The following is a 15,825-nucleotide window of genomic DNA, read 5'->3' on the forward strand; positions in this document are numbered from 1 at the left end:
TGGGTTTTTTGAAAGTCGCCAACGGAATCAGAAGCCCCACTTGTATCCATAGCCCCACACCGTGGTAATAAACGTGGGATTGGTGGGATCGTCCTCGATCTTGATCCGCAGGCGGCGGATATTCACATCCACGATCTTCAGTTCGCCGAAGTAGTCCCGGCCCCACACCGAGTCCAGGATCTCCTCCCGGGACAGGGCCTTACCCGGGTTGTCCATGAACAGCTTGATGATGGAGTACTCCACCTGGGTCAGCTTCACCCGCTGGCCGTTCTTCTCCAGGGTCCGGTTCCGGGTATTGAGCAGGAAGGGGGGCTGGCTGATCTCGCCGGAGTCCACCGGGTCGCCTCCGCCGGTGCGGCGGTACAGGGCGTCGATCCGGGCCGTCAGCTCTGCGGGAGAGAAGGGCTTGGTCACATAGTCATCCGCGCCGGTCATCAGCCCGGTGACCTTATCCATCTCCTGGGTGCGGGCGGTCAGCATGATGATGCCGATCTTGTTGTCCCCCGCCCGGATCCGGCGGCACACCTCAAAGCCATCCATGTCCGGCAGCATGATGTCCAGCAGCGCCACCTTGATGTCCGGATTCCGCTTGAGCTGGGCCAGGGCCTCCTCGCCGGTCTCCGCTTCGATAGCCTCATATCCGGCCCGCTTCAGGTTGATGACCACAAAACTGCGGATGTTGGCCTCATCCTCCAGTACGAGCACTTTTTTCATTCCCGCTTCCCCCTTCTTATGTCTCGTAAGACCACTCGTTGGTGATCAGCGCAAAATTCTGCTTGACGCCCTCCTCATCCAGGCCGCAGTCCCAGTCGCACTGGAGCAGTCTGGCGGCATAGATGGTATCGCTGTCGGTATCATCCGGCAGCAGCCGGAACCGGCCAGCCATGTTGGCCCGCATGAACCGGTTATCGCCGCTGAGGGTGTAGATGACCAGGAACGGAAGCGGCTCCGCCTCTCCATTTCCCTCCCAGTAGGAGAAGATCACAGCCCGCTCTCCCCCGGCAACGTCGTTCCGGGAGACGGTGATCTTGCCGTCCCAGCTCTCCGGCAGGATAAAGTACCATTTATCCCGGTCATTGTAGTAGGTGGTAAAAACCAGGTCGGCATTTCCGTTGCTGTCGTACTGGAGCCAGCGGATAGCCCAGAAATTCACCGCGATGCTCAAACTGCCGGGATCGGTCAGAGCATAGGGATCGGGCAGCTCCAGGATCCCGTCGTTATTGATGTCTTCCGCGGAAACCGCCGTATACCACCGGATGGTCCCATCACTCTCTCCTGTATCGGAATTCAGAGTGATATTCTGCATTTTCCCATTTTTCCACGCAAAAATATCCGTAATATGCCCGTCGCTGCTGTAGGTCGAGGCTGTCGAATTCGGCCCGGGGGCATAGCTGCCGCTGGCAGAATAGAGGGAATCCACAAAGACTGCGGTTACGCCATCCTTCAGCTGGCCCGTCCTGACACCATTTTCTGAAAGCCCCGTAATGTTGCGGGACAGAGGCGCGGAGGAGTCCAGCTCCATCATACCGTCTCGATAATCGTACAGATCCGCCCGGTTGCCGTTTTCCGCGGTGCCGGTATGGATTACAACAATCTCATTCACCCCGTCCGTATCCAGATCACACACCTGGAAGTCGGTGTACTCCGTCCGCATCATTTCAAGAACCTGATCATTGTGGATGGAATAGGCCGCCAGGGAGTAGAGCTTATCGCTCTGCTGCCAGCCCACGATGATCTCCTTGCCCGGTACCCCGTCCAGATCCTGATAGTCCACCACATTGATCGCGGTACCCGCGCTCTCGATCATAGCAGCCAGCTCATAGTTCTCGTCCTGCTGGTGATAGATGCAGATCTTCAGCTGCCGCTCATCCGAACTGACCCGGAAAAAGGCAATGGCCTCCTGTACGCCGTCCCCATCCAAGTCCTGAAGCTGCACCTTCTGGGTCAGCTCACCCGTCAGCGGCGCGGCGTATTCCCCGCCTGCATTGAGCATCTCATTGATTTTTTCATCCAGTTTCAAGTAGTCGTCCGGCGCCTTGGGCGGTGCGTACAGCTCGTCCACCGATTGGGAAAAGCAGCCGGTCAGCAGAAGCAGCAGCCCCGCCGCCAGGATCAGCTTGAATCGTTTTCGCATAAAAAACCCTCCGTGGGAGCTCATTTGATGCAACAAGGATATCATATCACATCTTGAAAACAAATGATACGGTATTTTTCTCAATTTCTCCCGAAAGACCACTTGCCAACACCCTTCAACTCATGTATAATACCCTTTGTATCTGCCGGTATGATGGAATTGGTAGACGTGACGGACTCAAAATCCGTTGATGGCGACATCGTGTCGGTTCGAGTCCGACTACCGGCACCAAAGTAGACAAAACCTGCGTATAACGATAGTTATACGCAGGTTTTGCTTTTAACCGTCAGTTTGCACCAGATACACCAGTGCTGATTGTCCATTATTCCATAAATACTGTTCCAAAACGCAGGTTTGGGCGGCGAGAATTCCGTTTCTAAACCTGCGTATATTATTGTTTTAGCAAAGGAGATATATAAACATGCGTATTCCTTATGGTTATCAGATGGAAAACAATGAATTTATTATTTGTCAGGAGAAAGCGGAAGTCGTCCGCATGATTTTTGATTACTATCTTTTGGGAGCCAGTCTTGGGAAAGTGGTAGATATGCTTTCCGAGAAAAGGATCACTTCTCCAACCGGAAAAGAACGCTGGACAAGAGCAGCAATCGATAAGCTCTTGTCCAATGCAAAGTATATTCCCATCGTTGGAACTGAGGCATATATGAATGTCCAATTTGAAAAGGAGCATAGATGCAATATCGACTACGACAAGGCCGGCACCCCCAGAAAATCTACTCGGTATCAATCTCCGGTATTATGATTTTGTAGAGCGCTATCTAACCTTCTCTTTCTGTGTTATACTGAAACAAAAAGCGGAGGATACAGTATGACGGGGAAAGAACTCAGCGAACTATATATGCGGCTTGCACTTCAATTCGATTCCGTGCTTGGGACGCTTGTTTCAAAAAATTTGGTTTTCCCGGATTTTGTACCCGGAATCAGAAAAGATTTTTACGATTCCCTCAACGAGGAAAAGAGAAAAGATTTTGAAAGGATTTCTACCTATACCGAAATCATAAGACGCTACATAAGAGAGAATGCAAATGACGGTTCAGTATCGTTGACTCAACTGGCCAAAAAGTATTCTGAGGAATCGCCTGGGTATGTGATCCAAAGCTGGATGCGTAGCAGAAATACATTGGAGTTCTTACGCCAGTGGGAAATAGCGGAGAACCCAGATTTCGATGATACTGCATGTGAGGAACTAATCCGTCAGGCACGTTCCTCGTCCCTGACAATCACGCCAAGCCTTTGGGTGAAAAGGACACAAGCGATAGGGATGACAGTAAAGCAAGGCAAAGGTGGCGGCGTGACCGCACACTCAGAAATTGCCTTGGACTTTCACCTCTGGTTAGATCCAACAATGCGAGTTGTAATGGTAAGGTTTGCTGGTAAGCAGTAAAGTATAAAGCAGGATATATCAAAGAAAACATCTACAGGCAAAAAGAATACTATGGAGATGATGATATGGAATTCAACCGTGAAGTTTATGATCTCATGCCACCAAGTAGAAGAACTTTCAACTTAGCCGGTGTTAAGATTCCAAATGATAAGGATATCTTTTTTCGAGCAAAGCAAAAAGAAACTCTGGATCGATATCAAGCTGCCCGACGTTTTATGTATGAATTAGAAACCGATGATTGGGATCACTATTTTCGAAAGAGCACTATTGATAAGGCGAATATATATTTTCAGAATGTTCTAAAGGCTCAATTATATGAAGCGGCTCTTTTATTTTATAATACGGTCATAGACCTGTCTTGGATTACCTGCTATGTGTCAGCAGAGTATTTTATATACCTTGATGGAAAACCTGTAGAAATCGAAGGAATTAGCTCAATTGAAACTGCCTATACCGCTTTACGAAAAGCCGAAGGATTGGTTCAGCATCCAGGAGCAGACGGTTCCCCATTTGCCTATTTGAAAAAAATGTGTCCACAATTTAGCTCAGTCCTCGACTTTATAATTGACTTTTGGGAGCACTTTTCAAACACTCCTGTACGTACAAATTATAACTTTTTAAAACACAAGGGTGCTCTATGCTATGAAGAAATTCAAAAGCTCGAGCCTAACAGGATTTTTTCATTACAAATAAGCGATCAAAAGTGCCCGAGTGATATCAGAGATGTGCAAAAATCAATAAGCCTTCTTGGGGCGATCGAAGAATTGAGACAGTTTGATAATAACCAGCTATTTCCGTACATTGAGTCGTTGTTTCAGCAGTTAGAAGCATTGGTAAAGCCATCTCCGTTGATTTTTTGAATTCTACAAAATGATTGCGCAATATTGATAAGAAGATGCAAATTATGATATAGTTTTAGCGAAAAACATTTTTATCTTTGTGTAATAGAAAGAAGCAAAATTATGAAGAACTACAGTTTAAAACTAACCGATGAAAACGCTCTGGAACTGCTGCGTACAAACTCTATCGGAAGGTTACAGTATGTCCTTCGTTTTATCACCTTGCTGTCACACATGGAAGATGATTGTTATTCCATTGCACTTAACGGGGATTGGGGCTCGGGAAAGACTTTTTTTATAAAACAAGTAAAACTGATAATTGATACATATAACCCGATTTCTCAATTACCGGAAGACATTCGAGAAGAAGTTAAAAGGCTTGAAGAAAAAGGCTTTAGTTACCCAGCAAACTATACGACCGTTTATTACGATGCATGGGCAAATGACAGTCATGTAGATCCCATTCTCTCCTTAATCTATGCGACTATTAGTAGTAATCAGAGTGACTATACTGTGGCCCGTCAAAGAGATATTGGTAACGCTGCAGCCGCTATTGCAGATGCGGTAACCGAGCGTGGTATTTCAAATGCCCTCAAATCTTTGAGGGGAACTGATCAACTTGCTTCGATTAAAGAAAAAGAAAGTATTAAAGAACTTGTAACGGATTTTCTCGATGCTCTCATTAATGAGCATGGGGATAGACTTGTTATTTTTATCGATGAACTTGACCGGTGCAAACCTGACTATGCTCTTTCCCTTATGGAAAGAATAAAACACTTTTTCGATGATGAGCGAGTCACATTTGTCTTTGCTGTCAACCTATCGCAGCTCCAGCATACTGTCAAAAGCTATTATGGCTCAGCATTCGATGCAACAAGATATTTAGATAAATTTTTCGACATACAAATGGCACTTCCGAATGTAAACTATGAGAATTTTCTCACAGCCCAGTTGGAGCTTCCGACACAGTTCCTTTCTGATGCAGTTTGTATTGAAACTGCAAAGTATTTCAGATTCTCGTTGCGTGAAATGGAACGGTATGTCCGGCTATATAAAATAGCCAGAAAAGCGTTGGCCAATATTTCTACTGGGTTTTCAACACAAAATGGAAAAGTTTTTTCAGCTATGTATTTTGTTCCAATCATGTTGGGTCTGCAAATGAGTGATATGACCAGTTATAACAAATTCCTTTCTGGCAAGGACTGCGGACCATTATTAGAAATCTTGCTCAGTCCTAACATCCGAATAAATACTAAGTGGCTGTGTAATCAAAATGAAAATTTTGATGAAAATGAACGCTTATTTAAAAATAGAGACGGCAAGTCTGTTTTACTGGAAGATAGACTAAAAGAGGTCTATGATGCCATTTTCAAAAATTCACGTGGTAATGGCTATCGTGAAATAAATATAGGGCAACTAAGCTTTTCAGAAAATACACGAAACGCAATTGTAGAAATCACATCACTATTGTCTCCAAATTCCGATTATGAGTTTAGATAAAAGGGAGTATGATTATTTAAAACACCACTCCTCAAGTAATTAAATTGTTTTCGGTAAAAAGGCATATTACTTTCCCTAAAATCTGTGGCATCTATAGTGTTGCAATGTTCCAGCGCGCCGCAAGCGGCTTATCGCTTGCGGCGCGCTTTTTATCTTTATTCCGGGATTTTCCGCTGTTGGCGTCCGCTGTCCAGCACGAACTGCCGGAAATCCCGGGCAGCCGGCGGCAAAAACACCCGGTCATTATGGACCAGGAAGAATTCCCGCTTGTAGGGCGGCGCACTGATCTGCAGAATGGCCAGATCCAGTTTGAGCAGCAGATCCATATAGGGGACCACGGCGATGCCGAAGCCCTGGGCTACCAGGCCCGCAATGACCTGATCCTCCTCTGTCTCACAGGCGATCCGGGGTGTGCCGCCGGCAGCTGCAAACAAGCCGTCCACCACCTCCCGCAGGCCGGAACCCTTGGCAAAGTAGACCTGGGGATAGGGCAGCGCCTCCGCCAGATCCACGCTGCGGGCCGACGACAGCGGGTGCCCCTTCGGAACGATCAGCACCAGATCCTGCTTTGTCACCGGGACGGCAGTCAGATGGAGCTCCGGCGCGGGCTTTGAGCACATCACCAGGTCGTAGTTCTGGTTCAGCAGGCCGTCCAACAGGCCCTGGGTCCGGTCGGTATGGAACGTAAAGCGGATGTTTTTATCCGGATTGGCCGCCAGAAAACGGGCTGCCAGCCTTGGGACATAGTCGGTCCCCAGAACCCGCAGAAAGCCCAGGCGGATCAGCCCCTCCCCCTGGGCACTGCGCCGGAGGGATGCCACTCCCTGATCCAGCGTGGCCAGTGTCCGCCGGGCGCAATCCAGAAATTCCGCCCCGAAGCGGGTCAGTTCCGTGTTGCGCCCTGTCTTTTCAAACAACGGCACCCCCAGCTCCGCCTCCAGCAGCCGGATGGCGTGACTCAGGCTGGGCTGGGTGATGCAGAGCTGCTCGGCGGCCTTGGTGTAATGGCGCGTCTCCGCCAGTCTGACAAAATAGCGCAGGTAGTCCAGATTCATGCTCTCCCTCCTGTCTTTCAGGGATATCATACCGCATTCAATAGATAAAATCTATTGTTTTATTTAAATTATGAATTATACATATGAATATCAAACAGCTATAATAGGTTGGATCTGATGATACTGGGAGGAACATTCTGTGGAACAGAAAGATAAGCTGCCGCTGTTTCGCGGCGAACTGGCGTTGGCCATCGCGGTGCTCACCAACTCCTTCGGCGTCGTGCTGATGCTGTACTCCGGCGCGGGCATCTCCGCCATTTCCAGTGTTCCCTACGCCTTTTCGGAGGTATTTCCCCTCCTCACCCTGGGTACCTGGACCTATCTCTTCCAGGCGGCGCTGATCCTGACCCTTATGATACTGCGCCGGCGGTTCGTGCTGTCCTATCTGTTCAGCTTTGCCGTGGGCTTTGTATTCAGCGAGCTGCTGGACCTGCACGAGCTGTGGATCGGCGCTCTGCCCACGGAACCGGGCTGGCGCGTGGTCTATTTCATTGTCAGCTATCTGCTGATCTGCTTCGGCATCGCCCTCTCCAACCGCTGCGGGCTGCCCATCGTCCCCACCGACCTGTTTCCCCGGGAGCTGGCGCAGATCACCAAAGTCAGCTATCCCAAGATCAAGATTTCCTTTGACGCCATCTGCCTCATCGTAACGGCCGCCCTGACCTTCCTGTTCCTGGGTCATCTGAAGGGGATCGGGATCGGCACGGTGCTGGCCGCTCTGACCATGGGCAAGGTCATCGGCATCATGGGCAGCCGGCTGGACCGGCACTTTGTCTTTGATACCTACCACCGCCGCTCCGGAGAGACCAACGTGTGCAGGTTTTCCTGAATGATAAAATGAAAGCGCCCCGGTCCATCCTTGGAGTGAACAGGTCCAGTAAAAACGGACAGTGACAAAAGACCCCCTGATGTAGGAAAATAGACTACATCAGGGGGTCTTGTCATGGGAAAACGGAATTACACACACGTTCAAGTACTTCTGCCTGAAATCAAGGCAATGATAGCAGAGGGGAAAACCCAGCGGGAAGTTGCAGAATACTACGGCTTTCAGGATAAGCAGGTGGTAAAAAGGCTGCTTAAGCGTGAGCGAAGAAAAGAACGCAAATTGGAAGCCGGCATTCTCCCGCGGCCCAAAGGACGGCCGAGGAAAGGCGCCGCACCAAGAGACATTGTGTCAGAGCAGGCCTATGAAATCCAGCGGCTTCGTATGGAGAATAAGCTGCTGCGGGATTTTCTGTGCTTCACAGGAAGGAAGTGAGGGCAAGGGTAAAATACCATGTCATATATCGTCACAGAACCGAGCATCCAGTGGCAGTCATGTGTAAATTTTTTGGAGTATCCAGAAGCGGCTACTACGCCTTTGTCCATCGCCTGGGCAGACCAGAAAAGGATGCCACTCTTGCGGAAATGCTTGCACGGCAGCGGGAACGCACCTTGCGTACCTACGGATACCGGCGGATGTGGATATGGCTGAAAAGTCAGAATAGTGTCTGTAATCCCAAAGCTGTGCTGCGAATTATGAAAAAGTACGATCTGCTGTCTGAAATCCGCCGCCGCAGGAAATGGCAGCAAATGGGGCAGCAGGTTCACAGGTACAAAAATCTGCTCAACCGGCAGTTTTATGCGGACAAGCCCAACAGCAAATGGGTAACGGACATCTCCTATATCCACACCAACCAGGGCGTACTGTACCTGTCCATGATCCGGGACCTCTATGACAATAGCATTGTAGCTTACAAAACCGGGACAGAACAAACTGTGAATCTGGTTCTGGACACGATTCGTCTGGCCATGAAGCGAGAGAAAAAGAGGGTCGCTGCAGAGTTGCAGCTCCACAGCGACCAGGGTGCTCAGTACGCCTCACAAGCATATTTTGAGCTGACTCAAACATACGGCATTACGCCGTCTATGTCAAGATGCGGAAACCCTTATGACAATGCCATGGCAGAGATTTTTTTCTCTATCCTCAAAACAGAATGTATTTACCGACACAAACCTGCCTCTTTCTCTGAGGCTAACGAGATGATTGACCGTTACATCCATTTTTACAACCATGAGCGCATCCAGTTGAAAACTGGAGAGGCGCCGCTTGCGCGACGCCTCTCCTCCTAAAACTTCATATTTCCTACCAGGGCTCTTTTTTGTACTGTCCGCACAATCTGGGGCAGTTCAGAGGATGGACCGGGGCGCTTCCCTGTCTTTCGGTCACACGGCCGTTACCCGGTAGGCCGTGGTGTGGTGATAGCTCTCCCCCGCCCGCAGCACGACGGATGGGAAAGCGGCGTGATGAATGGCGTCCGGCCAGGCCTGGGTCTCCAGGCAGAAGGCCGACCGGGGGCCGTAGGCGGCGCCACCCTTGCCGGGGGTGCCGTCCAGATAATTGGCGGTATACAGCTGGAGGCCGGGCTGGGTGGTGTAGCACTCCAGGCACAGCCCGCCGCCGGTGACCCGGGCGGCCAGCCGCATGGGGGACCGGGGCTGACGGCTCAGGACGAAGTTGTGGTCGTAGCCGTTGCCCAGAGCCAATTGGGGGTGCTCCATGGCCAGGCCCTGGAGGAACTCCACCGGCCGGCGCAGGTCAAAGGGGGTGCCGTCCACCGGCAGCAGTACCCCGGTGGGGGTGCTGTCTGCATCGGTCTCGGTGATGGCGTCCGCCCACACCTGGATCCGTTGGCCCTCCAGGGAGCCGTGGGCGTGACCCAGCAGATTGAAGTAACTGTGGTTGGTCAGATTGCAGAGGGTGTCGGCATCGCTCTCCGCCCGGTAGTCCAGGGTGAGCACCCCGTCGGCGGTGAGGGTATAGGTCACCCGTGCCTTCAGAGTGCCGGGGAATCCCTCCTCCCCGTCGGGGCTCGTATGGGAGAGCACCAGGGCGCCGTTCTCCTCCCCGGCCTCCCACACCGCCTGGTTGAAGCCGCGGATGCCGCCGTGGAGGCAGTTGGGCCCGTTGTTGGCCGCCAAGGGATAGGTCTTCCCATTCAGGTCAAAGGAAGCCCCGCCGATCCGGTTGGCCACCCGACCCACCAAGGCCCCCAGGTACTTGTCCTGGGTCTCATACTGCTCCAGGGTCTCGCACCCCAGAACGATGTCCCGGCTCCCCTCGGAGGCTGGGACGGTAAAGGAGCGCAGAACGCCGCCGTAGGTGAGCACCTGAGCGGCATACCGGCCCGCCCGGAGGGTCCACAGCTCCACCTCCCGACGGTCGGCGGTCAGCCCGAAGGGCTGCCAGGTCAGTTCTGCCATCTGTTACACCTGCCTTAAGAACCGGAGGAAAGCCTCCTGCCCCGCCGGGGTGCGGGCGTATACGCCGGCGTGCTCCAGCACCTTGGCGAATACCAGGCCGGTCTCGTGATACACCGTCTCCAGGGCGTTGTCCGCCGTCAGGCTGTACTTGCCCCGGAAGCCCTCCGCCCAATCGGCGTGGGCTGCCGTCAGAGGATCGGCTCTCAGGTCCTCTCCCTTTACCAGCTTGTCGGCCACCGCCGCCAGTTCCGCCTTCAGCCGGGCGGGCAGCACCGCCAGGCCCATGACCTCGATGAGGCCGATGTTCTCTTTCTTGATGTGATGGAGCTCGGCGTGGGGATGGTACAGGCCCAGGGGATGCTCCGGCGTAGTCAGATTGTTGCGCAGCACCAGATCCAGCTCATAGTCCTCCCCCCGCCGCCGGGCGATGGGGGTGATGGTGTTGTGGGGCTCCCCGTCGGTCTCCGCCAGAATCATGGCGTCCCGGTCGGTGTAGCCCCGCCAGCTCAGCAGGATCCTGTCGGCCAGGTCGATGAGCCGGGCCGGATCGGCACAGGTCAGCCGCACCACCGACATGGGCCACTTGACGATGCCCGACTTCACATCCTCATAGCCGGGGAAGGTGAAGGGGGTCTCCACCGGGGCCTTGGCCATGGCGAAGGTGTACCGGCCGCCCTGGAAGTGGTCATGGGCCAGGATGGAGCCGCCCACGATGGGCAGGTCGGCGTTGGAGCCAACAAAGTAGTGGGGGAACTGGCCCACAAAGTCCAGCAGCTTGCCGAAGCAGGCCCGGTCGATCTTCATGGGGGTGTGGACCTTGTTCAGGCAGATGCAGTGCTCGTTGTAGTACACATAGGGGGAGTACTGCAAAAACCAGGGGGAACCGTTGATAGTGATGGGGACGATGCGGTGGTTCTGCCGGGCGGGGTGGTTCACCCGGCCGGCATACCCCTCGTTCTCGGCGCACAGCTGGCACCGGGGATAGGCGGAGGCGGGCAGGTTCCGGGCGGCGGCGATGGCCTTGGGGTCCTTCTCCGGCTTGGACAAGTTGATGGTGATGTCCAGCTCCCCGTACTCCGTCATGGTCTTCCACTGCACATCCCGGGCGATCCGGTCCCGGCGGATATAGTTGGTATCTTGGCTGAATTTATAGTACCAGTCGGTGGCTGCCTTGGGGCTCTCCCGGTACAGGGCCTGGAACTTTTCGATCACCTGGGCGGGCCGGGGGGTGAGGGCCCCCATCAGCTTGGTGTCCAGCAGATCCCGGTAGGTGATGGTGTCCTCCGCCAGCACGCCCCGCTCCGCGGCGTCATCCAGCAGGGCGTCCAGCACAGCGGACAGCTCTCCCTCCCCCATCGGGGGCAGCTCCTCGGGCAGCGCACAGCCATCCAGCTCCAGCGCCTGCAGCAGGGCGTTCACCGCCCACAGCTGCTCTGACGGCTGGATCAGCTCCTTATCCAGCGCATAGGATATCAGTTTGGCGATAGCCTGATCTCGTTCCATGGTCAGCCCTCCTCAAAGCCGTGGGGGTGGTCCTTGTGCCAGGCCCAGGCGGTGGCCACGATGGTGGACAGGTCGTTGTACCTGGGCTTCCACCCCAGCACCTTCACCGCCTTCTCCGAGGAGGCGATGAGCTGGGCAGGATCCCCCGCCCGCCGGGGGGCCATATTGGCGGGGATGGGGTGGCCGGTCACCTCCCGGGCCACCTCGATGACCTCGTTGACGGTGAAGCCCACGCCGTTGCCCAGGTTGAACACGTTGTTCTCCCCGCCCTTCATCAGGTAGTCCAGGGCCAGGATATGGGCCTGGGCCAGATCGGTGACGTGGATGTAATCCCGGATGCAGGTGCCGTCCTTGGTGGGGTAGTCGTTACCGAACACGCTGACTGCCCCCCGCTGGCCCAGCGGCACCTGGAGGATAATGGGGATCAGGTGGGTCTCCGGGTCGTGGGCCTCACCGATCTTTCCCGAAACGTGGGCGCCGCAGGCGTTGAAGTACCGCAGGGCCACATATTTCAGTCCGTGGGCCCGGGACACCCAGCCCATCATGTGCTCCATGGCCAGCTTGGTCTGGCCGTAGCAGTTGGTGGGGATGGTCTTGTCATCCTCTAGGATGGGCACCCGCTCGGGCTCCCCGTAGGTGGCGGCGGTGGAGGAGAACACGATCTTATCCACCCCGTGGGCCACCATGGACTGGAGGAGCACCATGGTGCCGTAGAGGTTGTTGTCATAGTACTTCAGGGGGTCGGACATGGATTCCCCCACCTGGGAGGAGGCGGCGAAGTGGATAACGCCGTCGATCTTTTCCGCCTGGAACAGGGTATCCAGGGCGCCCCGGTCCCGGATATCCAGCTGATAGAACTTGGCCTTGGGGTGGACGGCGGCCCGGAAGCCGGTCTGCAGATTGTCTGCCACCACCACCTCACGGCCCGCGTCGATCAGTTCATACACCGTGTGGGAGCCGATGTATCCGGCTCCGCCCAATACCAGAATTGCCATTTCAGATGCGCTCCTTTCCCATCAAGCTGTTGGTCCTTCAGGGGCAGAGGACCGTGCCGCCCACAGGGCGGATCCGCAGCACATGACAGCTGCCCTCCCCCAGGGCGGCCTCCACCTGCTTCCGGAACTCCGGCAGCAGGTCCAGGGGCACAAATGCCTGGATGGTGCCGGCAAATCCGCCGCCATGGACCCGGCAGGCGCCCCGGCCGCCCAGGGCCCGCTCCGCCACGGCCAAAGCCACCGCCATGGCCTGTTCCTTCACTGCGCCGATGGGGGTAATGTCCTGAAGCAGCTCCCAGGAGGAGCGGCCGGACTCGTTCACCAGAGACAGGAAGGTGTCCATATCCCCTCTCGCCAGGGCGTCGGCCTCACCTTCCACCCGCTTGTCATCCGCAAAGAAGTGGAGGGCGCGGAGCACCGCCCGGTCCCCCACCGCCTGCCGCAGCCGGGGCAGATCACGGAGCACGTCGGCCTCTGTCACCTCATGCAGCACACGCTTGCCGAAGAAGGCGGCTACCGCCCCCATCTCCTGGGGAACGGCCGCATACTCACCTGTCAGATCCGCGTGGCTGGCCCCCGAGTCGATGATGCACAGGGCGTAGCCCAGGCTGTCCAGGTCCACCGCCACCGTCCTCACCACAGGCGCGGCGGGGTCGGCAAAGTCGATGGCCACCGCGCCGCCCACAGAGGAGGCGGTCTGGTCCATCAGGCCGCTGGGCTTGCCGAAGTACACGTTCTCCGCCCGCTGGCCCATCTGGGCGATGGTCACCGGGTCCAGCTCACCCCGGCAGAACAGATGGTTTTCGATCACACCCAGCAACACCTCACAGGCTGCCGAGGAGGACAGGCCGGAGCCGGGCAGCACATCGGACATGGCATACACGTCGAAGCCGGCCACCGGGTAGCCCCGCTGAACGGCCTGGGCCGCCATGCCCCGCACCAGGGCGGCAGTACTCTCCTTCTCCCCTTCCTTCGGCTCCAGGGTGTCCAGGACCACCTCCACCATGGGCCAGCCGTGGGACTGGAACCGGATGGTATTGGTGCCGTTGGGGGCCGCACAGGCCAGAAAGTCCAGGTCTACCGCCCCCGCCAGCACCCGGCCGTGCTGATGGTCGGTGTGGTTGCCGCAGATCTCGGTGCGGCCGGGGGCGGAGCACAGCGCCACAGCGGTGTCCTCACCTGCTCCGAATGTCTGCTGAAAGTGGTCCAGCAGCACCGTTACCCGCTGGCGGTTGGCAGCGGGACCTCCGCTCATCAGACGAGACAACGCTCCGTCCAGCTCTCCGCCGTCCAGCGCACGGCGCACAGCGCCCAGTTTTTGCATGGTTATCCTCTCCCCTTTTTTATCCCGGCAGGCCGGGATCCTTTTCAATGCAAAGCATACACGCTTTTTCCCGTTCAGTCAAACAAAAGCCGCTGCAAAGCAGGCGGGTACTCCGCGTTTGCCTTGCAGCGGCTTCCCGCTTCATGAAGGTAATGTTTACTTCTTCTGCACGTACTTCAGGCAGTCCAGCATAACGGCAACCAGAATGATGATGCCGGAGAACACGAACTGCAGGTTGGTGTCGATGCCCAGAGTGGTCAGGGAGTAGGTCAGGGCAGTGAAGATGAACACGCCCACTACCACGCCGGAGATCTTGCCGATGCCGCCGGTGAAGGAGATACCGCCTACCACGCAGGCCGCGATGGCGTCCATCTCCCAGCCCTGTCCGTAAGCGGCAGAGCCGGAACCGAACATACGCAGGCACTCCAGCCAGGAGCCGAAGCCGTACAGGATGCCCGCCATGATGAAGGCGCCCACGGTGACCCAGAACACGGAGATACCGGAGACGGAGGCCGCTTCCGGGTTGCCGCCCACGGCGTACAGGTTCTTGCCGAAGGTGGTCTTGTTCCAGATGAACCACACAACGACGACCGCCGCCACCGCCCACAGGATGATGGTGGGGAAGTTGTTGATTCTGGGAATGATCATATTGGGGATAGTGGAATCAATGGCGCCGAAGGAGACGCCCTTGGTGGAATAGGTCACCAGGCCGAAGATCACCAGCATGTTGGCCATGGTGGAAATGAAGGGGTGCATCTTGAACTTTGCCGTAAAGAAGCCGGCAATGGTGGTGAAGATGGTGCACAGCACGATGCACACCACCAGAGCCAGGAATACCCGGCCGATGACCGGCACGCCGGTGAAATCAAAGATATGGCCGAACACAGAGCCGGTATTGATGCCCTGGTGCATGATGATGGTGGCCGCCGTCATGCCCATGCCCACCATACGTCCGATGGACAGGTCGGTACCGGCCAGCAGGATCAGGCCTGCCACGCCCAGAGCCAGGAACATTCTCGGGGACGCCTGCTGCAGGATATTCAGCACGTTGTTCACCGTCAGCAGCGGCATGTTCTTCACCACGGGGGTGATGATGCACAGGGCAATGAAGATGATGATGATGGCAATGTACAGGCCGTTCTTCAGCAGGAAGTCCCGGCGGTTGAAGGTGTACTTGTAGTTCTCCCACTTCTGGGCCATGGACTCACCGAAGGTGAACTTGGACATGCGCAGCAGGTCGATGAGGTGATACTTGTGATCAAAGGCGGCGTGCTGCCGGTCCTTCACCTCCTGCAGGTTCTTGGCCCGCTGCATCTTGGCGTCGAAGAGGCGGTTCTTGTGGACGTACTTCTCGTCCTTGATCTCGTGGGGATCGCTCAGCTTGGACACCGTCTCCTGGTGCTCTTTGGTGAGGCTCTCCATCGACGCGCGGTAGTTCTGCTCCGCGACGACCTTCTCCTCTTTGCAGCTGGCCACCACCGCCTGATAGTACTCGGTGTCGTAGTGAGCCTTCAGATAGTTTTCGGCGTCGGCAATCAGCTTGGCCACTTCGTCCTTGTTCTTGGCCTCCACCGCCTTGGCCTTCTCCAGCGCACTCCTGAGCTCGGTGATCCGGGCCTCCTTTTCCTGCTGGGTGTAGATCCGGTCCCGCTTCAGGCCGTCAATGGTGTTCTGGATCTCGATGACCTTGTCGGTACCGTCGGCACGCAGGGCATTGATCTTTTCCTGGATGCCGCCGACATATTCATCGATGGGCTGGAGCAGCTTTGCTTCCTGCTCAGCCGTAAGAATTTTCGTGTTATCTGCTACCATAAGCGTTTTCTCCTA

Annotated in this window: 15 protein-coding genes and 1 tRNA gene; 8 read left to right on the forward strand and 8 right to left on the reverse strand. The window is 55.3% G+C overall.

All coding sequences use genetic code 11. From position 1 onward, the window contains the following. Window positions 1-27 precede the first annotated feature (27 nt). A complete protein-coding gene (locus tag E0E41_RS03100; protein WP_130868673.1) occupies window positions 28-714 on the reverse strand; it encodes a response regulator transcription factor in 687 nt (228 codons plus the stop codon). 16 nt (window positions 715-730) lie between these two features. Next, window positions 731-2,134, reverse strand: coding sequence for a hypothetical protein (locus E0E41_RS03105; RefSeq protein WP_130868674.1), 1,404 nt, complete (start codon window positions 2,132-2,134; stop codon window positions 731-733). A gap of 144 nt (window positions 2,135-2,278) precedes the next feature. Here E0E41_RS03105 and E0E41_RS03110 point away from each other — a divergent pair. The 5 genes from E0E41_RS03110 (at window position 2,279) to E0E41_RS03130 (ending at window position 5,878) form a co-directional block, all read left to right on the forward strand. Then, window positions 2,279-2,365: transfer RNA gene (locus E0E41_RS03110), tRNA-Leu, on the forward strand. A 190-nt stretch (window positions 2,366-2,555) separates the two neighbouring features. Beyond that, window positions 2,556-2,897 carry a recombinase family protein gene (locus tag E0E41_RS03115; protein WP_130868675.1) on the forward strand — a complete coding sequence of 114 codons (342 nt, stop codon included), beginning with the start codon at window positions 2,556-2,558 and terminating at the stop codon, window positions 2,895-2,897. Between the two features lie 66 nt (window positions 2,898-2,963). Further along, window positions 2,964-3,539: a KilA-N domain-containing protein gene (locus tag E0E41_RS03120; protein ID WP_130868676.1), complete on the forward strand. Its 576-nt coding sequence runs from the start codon at window positions 2,964-2,966 to the stop codon at window positions 3,537-3,539. 65 nt (window positions 3,540-3,604) lie between these two features. Beyond that, complete coding sequence (locus tag E0E41_RS03125) at window positions 3,605-4,399, forward strand: hypothetical protein (protein ID WP_130868677.1); 795 nt, start codon at window positions 3,605-3,607, stop codon at window positions 4,397-4,399. Window positions 4,400-4,501: 102 nt separating this feature from the next. After that, the gene (locus E0E41_RS03130; RefSeq protein ID WP_130868678.1) at window positions 4,502-5,878 is read left to right on the forward strand and encodes a KAP family P-loop NTPase fold protein; all 1,377 of its coding nucleotides are present in this window, start codon (window positions 4,502-4,504) and stop codon (window positions 5,876-5,878) included. A gap of 155 nt (window positions 5,879-6,033) precedes the next feature. Here E0E41_RS03130 and E0E41_RS03135 read toward each other — a convergent pair whose 3' ends face one another. Further along, window positions 6,034-6,933: a LysR family transcriptional regulator gene (locus tag E0E41_RS03135; RefSeq protein ID WP_130868679.1), complete on the reverse strand. Its 900-nt coding sequence runs from the start codon at window positions 6,931-6,933 to the stop codon at window positions 6,034-6,036. A 139-nt stretch (window positions 6,934-7,072) separates the two neighbouring features. Between E0E41_RS03135 and E0E41_RS03140 the strand changes: the two genes are divergently transcribed. The 3 genes from E0E41_RS03140 (at window position 7,073) to E0E41_RS03150 (ending at window position 9,045) form a co-directional block, all read left to right on the forward strand. Further along, window positions 7,073-7,762 carry a DUF6198 family protein gene (locus E0E41_RS03140; protein ID WP_130868680.1) on the forward strand — a complete coding sequence of 230 codons (690 nt, stop codon included), beginning with the start codon at window positions 7,073-7,075 and terminating at the stop codon, window positions 7,760-7,762. Window positions 7,763-7,876: 114 nt separating this feature from the next. Then, on the forward strand, window positions 7,877-8,191 hold the full coding sequence (locus E0E41_RS03145) for an imidazolonepropionase (protein WP_130868681.1): 315 nt from the start codon (window positions 7,877-7,879) through the stop codon (window positions 8,189-8,191). A gap of 50 nt (window positions 8,192-8,241) precedes the next feature. Continuing rightward, on the forward strand, window positions 8,242-9,045 hold the full coding sequence (locus E0E41_RS03150; RefSeq protein WP_242623669.1) for an IS3 family transposase: 804 nt from the start codon (window positions 8,242-8,244) through the stop codon (window positions 9,043-9,045). Between the two features lie 93 nt (window positions 9,046-9,138). On the opposite strand, the gene E0E41_RS03155 is transcribed toward E0E41_RS03150, so the two are convergent. The 5 genes from E0E41_RS03155 to E0E41_RS03175 form a co-directional block, all read right to left on the reverse strand. Next, window positions 9,139-10,176 (reverse strand): aldose epimerase family protein, encoded by a 1,038-nt coding sequence (locus tag E0E41_RS03155; RefSeq protein ID WP_130868683.1) that lies wholly within the window; start codon window positions 10,174-10,176, stop codon window positions 9,139-9,141. A 3-nt stretch (window positions 10,177-10,179) separates the two neighbouring features. Beyond that, complete coding sequence (gene galT / locus E0E41_RS03160; RefSeq protein ID WP_130868684.1) at window positions 10,180-11,679, reverse strand: UDP-glucose--hexose-1-phosphate uridylyltransferase; 1,500 nt, start codon at window positions 11,677-11,679, stop codon at window positions 10,180-10,182. 2 nt (window positions 11,680-11,681) lie between these two features. Then, window positions 11,682-12,674 (reverse strand): UDP-glucose 4-epimerase GalE, encoded by a 993-nt coding sequence (galE, locus tag E0E41_RS03165; protein ID WP_130868685.1) that lies wholly within the window; start codon window positions 12,672-12,674, stop codon window positions 11,682-11,684. A gap of 37 nt (window positions 12,675-12,711) precedes the next feature. After that, window positions 12,712-13,998 (reverse strand): galactokinase, encoded by a 1,287-nt coding sequence (locus E0E41_RS03170; RefSeq protein ID WP_130868686.1) that lies wholly within the window; start codon window positions 13,996-13,998, stop codon window positions 12,712-12,714. A gap of 156 nt (window positions 13,999-14,154) precedes the next feature. After that, the gene (locus tag E0E41_RS03175; protein WP_130868687.1) at window positions 14,155-15,810 is read right to left on the reverse strand and encodes an ABC transporter permease subunit; all 1,656 of its coding nucleotides are present in this window, start codon (window positions 15,808-15,810) and stop codon (window positions 14,155-14,157) included. Window positions 15,811-15,825: the final 15 nt, after the last annotated feature.

Origin of the sequence: Intestinimonas massiliensis (ex Afouda et al. 2020) (assembly GCF_900626285.1) — a bacterium.
Taxonomy (GTDB): domain Bacteria; phylum Bacillota; class Clostridia; order Oscillospirales; family Oscillospiraceae; genus Flavonifractor; species Flavonifractor massiliensis_A.